Genomic DNA, 13,015 nt, shown 5'->3' on the forward strand with positions numbered 1-13,015 from the left:
AGGTCATGCGATTCGGCGTCCAACCCGGGACGTTCGACCCTTTCGCCGGGATCGCCGGTACCGGAAAGTGGATGCCGAGGCCTGCGAGGGCGCGGGGTGGATCGAAGGCGTGAACGAGGTGGCACTGTGAACAAGGGACTACGCGGCAAGGCGTGGTATCTCGACCCGGAACGGCACTGCGCGGAAACACCTGAAACCTGGTGGTTTCCGCCGCTCCGCGCCTCCCGGGAGTCGACCACCCGGGTCGCGGCGTTGTGCGTCGGCTGCCCGGTGCGCGCGCAGTGCGCGGACGACGCCCGCGTCTGCGACGACCGGCACGGCATCCGGGCCGGCGTCGACCTGGCCCACGTCGAGGGCTCGGACCGGCAGGCGGTGCTGACCCGGATCGCGACCTCGAACCGCCCGGGGTCCGAACCGATCGCCGTGGGGCGCGAAGGATTCCGAACCGCCCCGGCCCGCCTCATCCACCTTCTCCCGAATGATGCGGCGGTACCCGAGGATTCGCTGCTTCAGTCCGCCGCGTCCCGGTAGGTCGCCGCGGACCGGCCGTGCCCCGCCTCGCGGGTGATGTGGTCGACCAGGGGCTGGGTGCGGTACTTGATCGGGGTGGTCAGGGCAAGAGTGGTCGAGGTGTGCGCGACGCCGTCGACTCCCAGGATCCGTTCGAGCACATGCAGCAGCTCCTCGTGCGACGGGGCCGCGATGCGGATCAGCAGGTCCTCACGGCCGGTGGTGGTGTGGACTTCGAGCACCTCCGGGACCTCACGCAGGTCCTCGATCACCGCCTGGATCCGCCCCTGCACGGTTTCCGCACCGACGAACGCCTGCACCGGCAATCCGAGTGTCGGCAGGTCGACCTCGGGTCGGTAGCCGGTGACCACACCGGTCTCCTCGAGGCGCCGCATCCGGGAGGCGATCGTGTTGCGGGAGACGCCCAGTCGGGTGGCCAGGTCCATGATCTGCGCGCGCGGGTCGTCGCCGAGCAGCTGCAGCAGGGCCGCGTCGAGTTTGTCGATGCTGATCACGATGCTGACCTCCAGGGGGTGATGCGGGTCACAACTGATCATCATGCCACGCTATTACTTCAACTGTTGACGCTGCTGGCACCTCAGCCGACTATTGCTGCACCGAACGACCGATATTTCGGCAGTGACGATCCAGTGCCGAAGGACAGGGTGCCAGCGATGACCGAACTTGCCGACCGCCCCAGTACCTCCGTCGACACCGGTGCCACCGTCAACGCCGGCACCTCCGTCGCGACGTCCTACGACCTCGACGACCGCTACCGTCCCGGCGCCGGCCCGGTCCTACTGACCGGCGTCCAGGCGATCGCACGCCTGCTCGTCGAGCAGCACATGCGCGACCTGCGCGCCGGGCGCCGCGTCGCGACGTTCGTCTCGGGCTACCAGGGCAGCCCCCTCGGCGGCGTCGACAAGATGCTGCACGGTATGCCGACCGTGCTCGCCGAGCACGACATCACCTTCGTCCCGGGCCTGAACGAGGAGCTCGCCGCCACCTCCGTGTGGGGCAGCCAGGCCGACCTGGCCGCGTTCGGCGGCACCGCCACCCACGACGGCGTCGTCGGCGTCTGGTACGGCAAGGGGCCCGGCGTGGACCGCGCGACCGACGCGCTGCGACACGCCAACATGTACGGCGTCAGTGGCCGGGGTGGCATGCTGCTGCTCGTCGGCGACGACCCGGCGTCCAAGTCGTCCACCGTCCCGGCCGTCAGCGAACGTTCCCTCGCCGCACTCGGCATCCCGGTCCTGTTCCCGCGCAACGCCGCCGAACTGGTGACGATGGGCATGCACGGGATCGCACTGTCCCGCGCATCCGGGTGCATCGTCGCACTGAAGATCGTCGCGGACCTCGCCGACGGCGCATGGTCCGTCGACGGCTCGGTCTCGGACCTCGACATCACCGTCCCCGAGATCGAATGGGAGGGAAGGCCGTTCACCTACCGGCAGCGCCCGATGGCGGTCCCGACGGACAGCGTGATCGCCGAGGCCGACCTGTACGGACCGCGCGCGGAAGTGGTGCGCGCCTACGGCGCCGTCAACGACCTGGACGTCATCGAGGTCGATCCCCGGTCCGCGCGAATCGGGTTCGCCGCCACCGGCACCACCTTCGACGCGCTCCGGCAGGCCCTGCTGGACCTCGGCGTCGACGAGCAGACGATGCACCGCGCCGGAATCCGGTTGCTGCGCATCGGGATGCCGACTCCACTCGGGCCCGACCGGGTGCGCGAATTCGCCGCAGGCCTCGAACGGCTCGTGGTGGTCGAGGACAAGACCGCGTTCGTCGAGACGCAGATCCGCGAGATCCTCTACGGCACCGACAACACGCCGCGCATCGTCGGCAAGCGGGACGACGGCGGACGGCCGCTGATGCCGGTCGACGGGGAACTGACCGCCGGGCGGCTGCTCGGACCGCTGCGGCGGGTGCTCCGCGACGTAGTGGAGCTGAAGAGGCCACTGCCGCCGCAGCTCTCGCTGGAGGTACTGCCAACCAAGCGAACCCCGTACTTCTGCAGCGGCTGCCCGCACAACCGGTCCACCGCCCTGCCCGAGGGCTCCATCGGCGGCGGCGGCATCGGCTGCCACACCATGGTCACCATCTCGAACCGGGAGGACAGCAAGGTCACCGGGCTCACCCAGATGGGCGGCGAAGGCAGCCAGTGGATCGGCCAGGCCCCGTTCACCGACATCCCGCACCTGTTCCAGAACGTCGGGGACGGCACCTTCTTCCACTCCGGCCAGCTCGCGGTCCAGGCGTGTGTCGCGGCCGGCGTCAACATCACCTACAAGCTGCTCTACAACGAGGTCGTCGCGATGACCGGTGCCCAGGACGCCGAGGGCATGCTCACCGTCGCGCAACTGACCCACAAGCTCACCACCGAGGGCGTCAGGAAGATCGTCATCTGCGCCGACGAACCCGAACGGCACAAGAAGAAGCAGCTCGCCAAGGGCACCCTGCTCTGGCACCGGGACCGCCTCGACGAGGCGCAGCGGCTGCTTCGGGACATCGAGGGTGTCACGGTGCTGATCTACGACCAGCACTGCGCCGCCGACGCACGTAGGCAGCGCAAGCGCGGCACGCTCCCGGTCCGCACCACCCGCGTCGTGATCAACGAGGCGGTGTGCGAGGGCTGCGGCGACTGCGGCACCAAGTCCAACTGCCTGTCCGTGCAGCCGGTCGACACCGAGTTCGGGCGCAAGACCCGGATCGACCAGACATCCTGCAACACGGACTACAGCTGCCTGGACGGAGACTGCCCCTCGTTCGTCACCGTCGAGCAGGTGCCGGGAAAGACCAAGACCGCCAAGCGGACCCGCCCCGAGCCGCCCCCCGTCGACGCGCCGAGCGTCCCTGAACCGACCGGAACCCGGAACGTCTTCCTCGTGGGCATCGGCGGTACGGGAATCGTCACCGTCAACCAGGTGCTGGCCACGGCCGCGCTGCGCGCCGGCTACGAGGTCGAGTCCCTCGACCAGATCGGGTTGAGCCAGAAGGCGGGTCCGGTGGTCTCCCACCTACGCTTCTCCACCGGGGCACTCGAGCCGTCGAACCGGCTCACCCCGGGCAGCGCCGACGCCATCATCGCGTTCGACCTGCTCACCGCCGCCGACGCGAAGAACCTCGGCTACGGCGACCCCGCGAGCACTGCGGTCATCGCCTCGACGAGCCGAACCCCGACCGGGGACATGGTGTACGACAAGAGCGTTCACCACCCGGACGAGGAAGTCCTGTTGGACCGGCTGGGTTCGGTGTCGGCGTCGCTGACGGCGTTCGACGCGCTCGCCGCCGCGCAGGAATTGTTCGGCAGCACCGCCTCCGCGAACTTCCTGCTCATCGGTGCGGCCGTCCAGTCCGGTGGCCTGCGCCTGCCGGCCGACTCGATCGAGGAGGCCATCGGCATCAACGGGGTGGCCGTCGACACCAACATCGCCGCCTTCCGGTGGGGCCGCGCGGCGATCACCGATCCGGTCGCATTCCGGGACGCGACGCAGCCCGCGCACCGCACACCGAAGCCGGTGCCTGCGCACCTGCTGTCCGGCAGCACCTTCGACGGCGAGGTCCGGCGTCTGGTGGAACTGCGCGCCGCTCAGCTCGTCGGCTTCCAGTCCGAGAAGGTCGCCCGCCGGTACGTCGAGACAGTGCAGTCCGCGTGGGCGGCCGAACGCGCCGTCACCGACCGCACGGACTTCAGCGAGGCCGTCGCGCGTGGCCTGTACAAGTTCACCGCCTACAAGGACGAGTACGAGGTCGCCCGACTGCTGGTCGATCCCGCGTTCGTCGCGGAAGTCGCGTCCCAGGTCCCCGGTGGCAGCAATCTCACGTACAAGCTGCACCCGCCCGCCCTGCGCGCCCTGGGACGCAGCAAGAAGATCGGTCTTCGACCGAAGTCCCATGTGGCACTGAAGCTGCTGGCCAAGGGCAAGGTTCTGCGCGGAACGAAGCTCGACCCGTTCGGTTACGCCCACGTCCGGAAGGTCGAGCGGGAACTGCTCGCCCACTACACCGCGACGGTGCACGAGCTGGCGGCCACGCTGACCGCCGACTCGTACGACCGGGCCGTCGAGATCGCGGGGCTGCCGGACCTGGTCCGCGGCTACGAGTCCGTCAAGCTGGCGAACGTCGAGACCTACCGGGCCCGGCTGGCCGAGCTGCTGCACTGATCCCCAACAGCGCAGGGTGGGCCGCAGGAGTCACGAGAGCTGCGGACCGCCCTCGGCCCGGGGTGACCGACCGCTCTCAGAGTTGCGTGAACACGGTCTTGGTCTGGAGGTAGCTCTCGATACCCGCGCGACCCCACTCGTAGCCCCAGCCGGACTGCTTGTATCCGCCGAACGGCATCGCGTGGTCGAAGACCATCTGGCAGTTGAGGGTCACGGTGCCGGACTGCAGGCGCTTCGCGAGGCGGTGGGCACGGGCACCGTCCTTGGTCCACACCGTGGCCGCGAGTCCGTAGTCGGAGTCGTTCGCGAGCGCGACCACTTCGTCATCGTCGTCGAACGGCAGCACCGCCACGACCGGTCCGAAGATCTCCTGCTGGTACAACCGCATCGCCGGGTCGACGTCGGTGACGATCGTCGGGTGGACGAAGTACCCTGGCCGGTCGAGCCGGTGGCCCCCCGCGACGACCTCGACGCCGTCGCTTCGGCCGCCGTCGATGAATCCCATGACGCGGTCGAGTTGCTTTCGGCTGATGAGCGGCCCGATGTGCGAACCCTCGTCCTTCGGGCCGCCGAGTTGGAGTGAGTGCGCGATCGTCGACATGCCCTCGAGGACGCGGTCGTACACGCCTCGCTGGACGAACACCCGCGACCCGCAGATGCAGCCCTGACCGGAGTGGATGAAGATCCCCATCGAGGCCGCCAGGATCGCCATGTCGAGGTCGGCGTCGTCGTAGATGAGGACCGGGGACTTGCCGCCCAGTTCGAGCATGACACGTTTGAGGTTCCCCGCGGACGCCTGGACGATCTGCTTGCCGACCTCGGTGGACCCGGTGAAGGCGATCTTCTCGACGTCGGGGTGCTCGCTGAGCGCCTTGCCTGCCGTGTGACCGTTCCCGGTCACGAGATTGACCACCCCGTCCGGGACGCCGGCGCGGGTGAGGATCCGGTCCAGGAGGACCGCCGAGAACGGTGTCTCCTCGGCGGGTTTGACGACGCTGCTGCACCCGGCGGCGAGTGCGGGCGCGATCTTGGCGGCGGCGTTGAACAGCGGTCCGTTCCACGGGAAGATGAGGCCGACGACGCCGTAGGGTTCCTTGAGCGTGTACCCGTGCATGTTCGAATGCGCGCCGGTGATACCACCGGCCATGTGGACGTCATGCGCGATCCCGTCGAGTTTCGTGCACCACCCCGCGTAGTACCGGAAGACCTCGGCGCACGTGGTCGTGATCGACCGGGCCTGGACGTACGGCATGCCGGTGTTGACCGAGTCGAGCTCCGCGAGGTCGTCCGCGCTCTCGTCCATGAGATCGGCGACGCGCCACAGGACCTTCGCCCTCTCGCTGCCAGGAAGGCCCTGCCAGACACCGGAGTCGAACGAACTGCGGGCGCGCCCGACGGCCTCGTCGACGGCATCCGCGCCGCCGTCGGCGAACTCGGCGATCTGCTCCTCGGTCGCCGGGTCGATGATCGGGACCGTCTCGCCGGTTCCCCGACGGTTGCGGAGGTCGTCGATCACGTCGGTCAGGATCGGTGTGGAGGTCATCGCGGGTCGCCTTCGGTTCACGTGTCGCTGTCGGGTGGGCAGAGGTGCCGTCGAGCTCAGTAACAAGGTTACTACGTCGAGAACCGCATTTCCATCAATGAATATTTGGCTTCTTCACCGTGCGGTCAGCCGGTCGGCGGCGCGGACAGGTAGCGCGCCCTCAGCCGGTGCTTGACCAGCTTGCCGGTGGGCGTGCGGGGCAGGTCGTCGGTGAAGTCGATGCTGACCGGGGCCTTGTAGTGCGCGACCCGGCCACGGACGTGGTCGAGCAGTTCGCGTTCGATCTCGGGGCCCGGCTCGACACCGGCCGCGAGCTGTACGACGGCCTTGACCTCCTCCCCCATCTCCTCGTTCGGGACCCCGATAACGGCGGCGTCGAACACCTTGGGATGCAGGGTCAGAACGTTCTCCGATTCCTGCGGGTAGATGTTCACGCCGCCGGAGATGATGGTGAACGCGGCCCGATCGGTGAGATAGAGGAACCGGTCCTCGTCGAGGTGTCCGATATCGCCGCTGGTGGTCCAGGTGGGGTGCGCGGGATGCGTCGCCTCCTCGGTCTTGGCGGGCGCGTTGTGGTACTCGAACGGGCGCTCGTCGCGCTCCCACCAGACGGTGCCGGTCTGTCCGGCCGGCACCTCGACCCCGAGTTCGTCGCAGATGTGCACGACCCCCAGCGCCCCGTCCCGACCGACGGATCCCGGCCGCGCCAGCGCCTGCGCGCTGTCGATGAACGTCGCGCCCGCACCCTCGGTGGAGGCGTAGTACTCGTGGATCACCGGGCCCCACCAGTCGATCATCGCCCGCTTGACCTCGGGCGGACAGGGCGCCGCGGCGTGCACGGCGGCCCTCATGCTCGACACGTCGTACCGGTCCCGGATCTCGGGTGGCAGCTTGAGCATCCGGACGAACATCGTCGGCACCCACTGACTGTGCGTGACGCCGTACCGCTCGATCAGGGCGAGGGACCGCTCCGCGTCGAACCGGTCCATCAGGACCACCGTTCCACCCACCGAGGTGATGGTGCCGCAGAACCGCAGCGGCGCTGCGTGATACAGCGGCGCCGGGCAGAGGTACACGGTGTCCGGGCCGAAGCCGTACAACGGCGCGAACACCGCGGTGTACGGGTCCATGGTGTCGTGCACCTGTCCGCCGGAAAGCCTGGGCTTGATGCCCTTCGGTCGGCCGGTGGTGCCGGACGAGTACAGCATGTCCTGACCGCGCGGCTGGTCGTCGAGAGGGGACGCGTCGTACCGCGACAACGCCTGCTCGTAGTCCTCGAACCCGTCCAGTGCACCGCCGAACACCAGGCGGTGGGTGACCTTCGGGAATGCGCCCGGCGCCACGTCGATCGCGGTGGCGGCGTCCGCGGAGACCACCAGGATCGACGCGCCGCAGTCGTCGACGACGTACGCCGCCTCCGCCGACGTGAGGTGCCAGTTGACCACGGTGATGTAGAGCCCGGACCGCAGCGCGGCCCAGTACACCTCCATCACGCGCAGGTCGTTGCCGGAGATCAGCGCGAGGTGGTCCCCGCGTCGTGCCCCGGCGGCGCGCAGATACTTCGCCAGCCGGATGGAGCGTTCGTCCAGCTCGCGGTAGGTCAGCTGTTCGCCGGTGGCGGGACGGATGATCGCCGGCTTGTCCGGCGTGGTGGCGGCGAAGTTCCCCACGTACACGAAACGACCTCCTGAAGTGAACGTCAGTTCTCGTCGTTCATACCTCAGAAGGTCGTCCGCACGGGCGATTTCCGCGAGCGGTGTCCGCCAGGACCGGTCACCGATCGGACCGCGCTCACAGCCAGGCGGGGTCCACGTCCAGCAGGGTCCGGTCCAGACTGTCGAGCAGGTCCAGTTGCGGGCCGGTCTTCGGCAGTTCGTAGCGGAAGAAGTACCGGGCCGCGGCGCGCTTACCCTCGTAGAAGTCGCCGCTCCTGCCGTCGGCCGCGAGCAGCTGCTCGAGCCAGATCCAGGCCACGACCATGTGCCCGAATGCCTCCAGATAGGCGGAGGAGTTGGCCAGCGCGATCGCGGGATCACCGGTGCCCCACAGCTTCCCGGTGGTCGCCACGACGCGGTCGAGCACATTGCCGAGCTGCACCGCATACTCGGCCGCCGCCCTGCCGACGGCGTCGGCCCGCGCGATCGTCGCGTGCACCGTCTCGGCCAGCAGCGCCAGCCCGGCCCCGCCCCGCATGGTCACCTTGCGGCCGAGCAGGTCCAGTCCCTGGATGCCGTGGGTGCCCTCGTGGATCGGATTGAGCCGGTTGTCCCGGTAGAACTGCTCGACGTCGTAGTCGCGGGTGTAGCCGTAGCCGCCGTGCACCTGGATGGCCAGGCTGTTGGCCTCGAGGCACCACTGCGAGGGCCAGCTCTTGACGATCGGGGTGAGGGTGTCGAGCAGCAGTGCCGCCCGCGTGGCCTCTTCGCCCTCGGCGGTCTCCTGGTCGTCGAACAGCTTGCTGCAGTACAGCCCGAGCGCCATCGCACCCTCGACGTACGCCTTCTGCGCCAACAGCATTCGGCGCACATCCGCATGCCGGTTGATCGGTACCGGCGGTGACGTCGGATCCTTGTCGTCGGCGGCGCGGCCCTGGGTGCGGGTCGCGGCGTACTCCACCGACTGCAGGTATCCGGCGTAGCCGAGCGAGATGGCGAGGAAACCGACACCGATCCGGGCCTCGTTCATCATGTGGAACATGTAGGACAGGCCCTTGTTCTCCTCGCCGACCAGGTAGCCGACCGCGCCGGCCTCACCGCCGGGAGTGTGGGTGCCGTCGCCGAAGTTCAGCAGCGTGTTGGTGGTGCCGCGGTTGCCCATCTTGTGGTTCAGCCCGACCAGGGTGACGTCGTTGCGCTCGCCCAGCGAACCGTCCGCGTTCACCAGCTTCTTCGGGACCACGAACAGCGAGATGCCCTTGACGCCGGCCGGACCGCCCGGGACCTTGGCCAGCACCAGGTGCACGATGTTCTCGGTGAGTTCGTGATCGCCACCGGAGATCCACATCTTGGTTCCGGTGAGCCGGTAGGTGCCGTCGCCCTGGCGGACCGCCCGGGTGGTGACGTCGGCCAGCGAGGATCCGGCCTGCGGCTCCGAGAGGCACATGGTGCCGAAGAACCGACCCTCGAGCATCGGCCGGACGTAGGTGTCGATCTGCTCCTGGCTGCCGTGCGCGACAATGAGATTCGCATTGCCGATGGTCAGGAACGGATACGACGAAGTGGCGGCATTGGCGGCCTGGAACCAGGCCATCGACGCGCGGGCGAGCACCGCAGGCAGCTGCATGCCGCCGAACGACTCGTCGAACTGCCCGGCGATCAGACCCGCCTCGCCGAAGATCCGGAGCGCGTCGGCGACCTCGGGGATCATCTCCACCGTGCCGTCGGGCAGCATGTGCGGCTCGTTGGCGTCGGCCTTCTTGTTGTGCGGGGCGAAGTGCTTGATCGCCATCTCGGCGCTCAGGTCGAGCACCGCGTCGAAGGTCTCCTTTGAATGCTCGGCAAAGCGCTTGCGCTCGGTCAGCGTGGTCACGTCGAGCCACTCGTAGAGCAGGAAGTCGAGGTCGCGACGTGACAGCGGGGCGGTGGTCATGAGTACATCCTTCCGGAAAGTGGCTGCGGCAGCTCCGAATCAGGCGGTTCGCCGCCGGTCACATCGCGACGCCGCGGGCGGCGCTGGTGACCACGACGGTCCGCCCGGCGAAATCGAACGAGATGTTGCTCATCGCGTCACCTCTCGGGAGAAATACGGGATTACTAAGCGCTCACTTAGTAGACCGGTGATGGTGCATGATGTCAAGGCACCAGACATTCCTGCACACGAGAGGCCCGAGATGAGCAAGCCGTCGTCGACCACGACCGAGGTCGACGAACCCGCCCTCGGCACCGAGCTCGCCGCACTGTTCCCGGACGTCGGCTCCGAGGTCGCCCGCCGGCTGATCGGCTCCGCGGTCCAGGCATTCGCCGAACGCGGCTACCACGCCACGACCACCCGGCACATCTCCGAGGGTGCGGGGCTGAGCCCGGCCGCGCTGTACGTGCACTTCAAATCCAAGGAAGCCGTGCTCTACGCGGTCAGCCATGCCGGGCACCTCGGCGTCCTCGACGCCATCCGCGCCGCGGCCGCCGCGGGGTCGACCCCGACGGAACGCGTGCGGGCACTGATGCGGGCCTTCACCTCGTGGCACGTCCAGTACCACACCTACTGCCGCGTCGCCCAGTACGAGATCGCGGCGCTCACCGCGGAGCATTACGCGGAGGTCGCCGAGATCCGGCGGGACACAGAACGGTTCGTGCGACAGGAGATCCAGGCCGGCGTCGACAGCGGGGACTTCGTCGTGCCCGCGGTCGCCACCGCGGCTCGGGCGATCCTGTCGATGGGCATCGACGTGGCCCGGTGGTACCAGCCGGGCCGCAACACCGACCCGGAACTCCTTGCCGCGCAGTACGCCGACCTGGCCGCGGCGATGCTCGGGGTGCGACCGGAGGCATGAGGACCGATCCCGGCCGGCGCCGGGACGGATCGCCGGACACGTCCTAGTGTTCTCGGCGTGACCCTCACCTTCTCCGCTCTCGTCGCCCGCGAAGCCGACGGGGCGATCACCCTGACCCCCGAAACCCTCGACGAGACCGCGCTGCCCGCCGGCGAGGTCCTGATCCGCGTGGACTTCTCGAGCGTGAACTTCAAGGACGCGCTCGCCGTCACCCCGCGCGGCGGCGTCGTCCGGGAATACCCGATCGTGCCGGGCATCGACGTCGCCGGCGAGGTCGTCGCCTCCGACTCCCCCGACTTCGCTCCGGGCGACCGGGTCGTCGCGCACGGCTACGACATCGGCACCGCCCGGCACGGCGGCTACGCCGAGTACGCCCGGGTTCCCGCGGGCTGGGTGGTGAAGCTGTCGACGCTGACGCCGCGGGAGGCCGCGACTGTCGGGACCGCCGGGTTCACCGCCGCGATGAGCGTGCAGGCGCTGATGGACCGGGGACTGACGCCGGGCGACGGGCCGGTGCTGGTGACCGGCGCGTCGGGTGGCGTCGGCAGCGTCAGCGTCGACCTGCTCGCGGCGGCCGGATTCGAGGTGGTCGCGTCCACCGGGAAGCCGGAGGCCCACGAGTTGCTGACGTCGCTCGGCGCGGCCCGGGTGATCGGCCGGCTGCCCGCGGATCCGGACGCCACACCGCGGGCCCTCGGAAAGGCGGAGTGGGCGGCTGCGGTGGACTGCGTCGGCGGGGCGACGCTGGCCGACGTGCTGAGCACGGTCAGGTACGGCGGAGCGGTCGCGGCCAGCGGCCTCACCGGCGGCGCCGCGCTGCACACCACCGTGATGCCGTTCATCCTGCGCGGCGTCGACCTGCTCGGCATCGACTCGGTGCAGCTGCCGATCGACCGGCGCCGCGCCCTGTGGGAGCGCATCGCGACCGACCTGCGGCCGCGGCACCTGGACGCGCTCACCCGGGAGGTTCCGGTTCGGGACGTCGCCGCGGTGCTCGACGCGATCCGCGCCGGCGGCCGGTCCGGCCGCACCGTCGTCCGCGTCGCGGACGGCTTCTGACGCCCACACACGACCAGGCCCCTGAGCGACCTCCCTCTGCCGAGTGAACGGAAGCGTTCACTCGGCAGGCGAGGAGCGCGTCAGCTGCCGAACGGCAGGGTCCCCGGCGGAATCTGGTAGCCGCTGCTGCCCGCGGCGACGGTCCCGACCGAGCCGAGGATCCAGTTGATCGCGGTGGTGAGCATGAGCGTCCTTTCGTCGTGACTGCGTCCGGCCCGAGAAGACCGGACCATCCGCCACGCTATTGACGGCCGGCCCCGATGTCGACCGGGCGAAGGACGTTGGCAGCAACATGACAGGGTGGGGGCATGTGCGAGATCCCCGAAGCGGACAGCGGTCCCGGGCAGGCGACCCGGGACGACGACCGGCACGCCGACGTTGAGGCGGTCACCCGGTTCCGCGCGGACCACGGACTGGACAGCATCATCGACGTCCACACCCACTTCATGCCCAAACGCGTGATGGACAAGGTGTGGGCGTACTTCGACTCCGCCGGTCCGCTGACCGGGGTGGTCTGGCCGATCCAGTACCGCCACGACGAGGACGTCCGGCTGGACCGGCTGCGGTCGTACGGGGTGCACGCGTTCACGTCGATGATCTACCCGCACCGGCCGGACATGGCCGCGTGGCTGAACCAGTGGGCCGTCGAGTTCGCCGCCCGGAACCCCGACTGCCTGCACACCAGCACCTTCTACCCCGAGCCGAGCGCCCCCGGCTACGTGGCCGACGCGCTCGCTGCAGGCACCCGGGTTTTCAAGTCGCACATCCAGGTCGGCGACTACGACCCGAACGATCCGCTGCTCGACGAGGTGTGGGGGCAGATCCAGGACGCCGGAGTACCGATCGTCATCCACTGCGGCTCCGGCCCGGCACCGGGACGGTTCACCGGGCCGGACCGGATCGAGACGCTGATGGCCCGGTACCCGCGGCTGCCGCTGATCATCGCGCACATGGGGATGCCGGAGTACAACGCGTTCCTGGACCTGGCGGGCCGGTACGAGTCGGTGCTGCTCGACACCACGATGGCCTTCACCGACTTCATCGGCGACATGGCCCCGTCCGACCCGGCCGATTCACGACGGCTGCGCGACCTCGGAGACCGGATCCTGTTCGGCAGCGACTTCCCGAACATCCCCTACCCGTACGTGCATGCGCTCGACGCCGTCGCCCGTCTCGACCTCGGGGAGGCGTGGCTGCGCGGCGTCTGCCACGACAACGCCGCCCGCGTCTTCGGTCTCTGACAGG

The 13,015-nt window shown here is 69.2% G+C and carries 9 protein-coding genes; 5 read left to right on the top strand and 4 right to left on the bottom strand.

The features are described 5' to 3' along the window. Positions 1–126 precede the first annotated feature (126 nt). Positions 127–531: a WhiB family transcriptional regulator gene (locus ACWEPG_RS02190; RefSeq protein WP_450113121.1), complete on the top strand. Its 405-nt coding sequence runs from the start codon at positions 127–129 to the stop codon at positions 529–531. On the opposite strand, the gene ACWEPG_RS02195 is transcribed toward ACWEPG_RS02190, so the two are convergent. Beyond that, positions 510–1,025 (bottom strand): Lrp/AsnC family transcriptional regulator, encoded by a 516-nt coding sequence (locus ACWEPG_RS02195; RefSeq protein WP_450113122.1) that lies wholly within the window; start codon positions 1,023–1,025, stop codon positions 510–512. The genes ACWEPG_RS02190 and ACWEPG_RS02195 overlap by 22 nt on opposite strands. A 159-nt stretch (positions 1,026–1,184) precedes the next feature. On the opposite strand from ACWEPG_RS02195, the gene ACWEPG_RS02200 reads away from it, so the two are divergent. Then, on the top strand, positions 1,185–4,679 hold the full coding sequence (locus ACWEPG_RS02200) for an indolepyruvate ferredoxin oxidoreductase family protein (protein ID WP_452593773.1): 3,495 nt from the start codon (positions 1,185–1,187) through the stop codon (positions 4,677–4,679). Positions 4,680–4,755: 76 nt separating this feature from the next. Here ACWEPG_RS02200 and ACWEPG_RS02205 read toward each other — a convergent pair whose 3' ends face one another. The 3 genes from ACWEPG_RS02205 to ACWEPG_RS02215 all read right to left on the bottom strand — a co-directional run bounded on the left by ACWEPG_RS02205 (position 4,756) and on the right by ACWEPG_RS02215 (position 9,810). Continuing rightward, positions 4,756–6,222 carry an aldehyde dehydrogenase family protein gene (locus tag ACWEPG_RS02205; protein WP_450113124.1) on the bottom strand — a complete coding sequence of 489 codons (1,467 nt, stop codon included), beginning with the start codon at positions 6,220–6,222 and terminating at the stop codon, positions 4,756–4,758. Between the two features lie 125 nt (positions 6,223–6,347). Then, complete coding sequence (locus ACWEPG_RS02210; RefSeq protein ID WP_452593774.1) at positions 6,348–7,898, bottom strand: AMP-binding protein; 1,551 nt, start codon at positions 7,896–7,898, stop codon at positions 6,348–6,350. Positions 7,899–8,013: 115 nt separating this feature from the next. Further along, positions 8,014–9,810: an acyl-CoA dehydrogenase gene (locus ACWEPG_RS02215; RefSeq protein WP_452593775.1), complete on the bottom strand. Its 1,797-nt coding sequence runs from the start codon at positions 9,808–9,810 to the stop codon at positions 8,014–8,016. Between the two features lie 241 nt (positions 9,811–10,051). Between ACWEPG_RS02215 and ACWEPG_RS02220 the strand changes: the two genes are divergently transcribed. From ACWEPG_RS02220 to ACWEPG_RS02230, 3 genes are all read left to right on the top strand, one after another. Beyond that, positions 10,052–10,711 carry a TetR/AcrR family transcriptional regulator gene (locus tag ACWEPG_RS02220; protein WP_450113127.1) on the top strand — a complete coding sequence of 220 codons (660 nt, stop codon included), beginning with the start codon at positions 10,052–10,054 and terminating at the stop codon, positions 10,709–10,711. Positions 10,712–10,768: 57 nt separating this feature from the next. After that, positions 10,769–11,770, top strand: coding sequence for an oxidoreductase (locus ACWEPG_RS02225; protein ID WP_452593776.1), 1,002 nt, complete (start codon positions 10,769–10,771; stop codon positions 11,768–11,770). A gap of 308 nt (positions 11,771–12,078) precedes the next feature. Next, positions 12,079–13,011 carry an amidohydrolase family protein gene (locus ACWEPG_RS02230; RefSeq protein ID WP_450113129.1) on the top strand — a complete coding sequence of 311 codons (933 nt, stop codon included), beginning with the start codon at positions 12,079–12,081 and terminating at the stop codon, positions 13,009–13,011. The last annotated feature ends 4 nt before the right edge of the window (positions 13,012–13,015 follow it).

The organism is Rhodococcus sp. NPDC004095 (assembly GCF_053604015.1).

What these genes read in the sequence shown, in the direction of transcription:
- ACWEPG_RS02200 (WP_452593773.1), top strand. Translation starts at nt 1,185, where the DNA reads ATGACCGAACTTGCCGACCGCCCCAGTACCTCCGTCGACACCGGTGCC.
- ACWEPG_RS02205 (WP_450113124.1), bottom strand. Translation starts at nt 6,222, where the DNA reads ATGACCTCCACACCGATCCTGACCGACGTGATCGACGACCTCCGCAAC.
- ACWEPG_RS02215 (WP_452593775.1), bottom strand. Translation starts at nt 9,810, where the DNA reads ATGACCACCGCCCCGCTGTCACGTCGCGACCTCGACTTCCTGCTCTAC.
- ACWEPG_RS02220 (WP_450113127.1), top strand. Translation starts at nt 10,052, where the DNA reads ATGAGCAAGCCGTCGTCGACCACGACCGAGGTCGACGAACCCGCCCTC.
- ACWEPG_RS02230 (WP_450113129.1), top strand. Translation starts at nt 12,079, where the DNA reads ATGTGCGAGATCCCCGAAGCGGACAGCGGTCCCGGGCAGGCGACCCGG.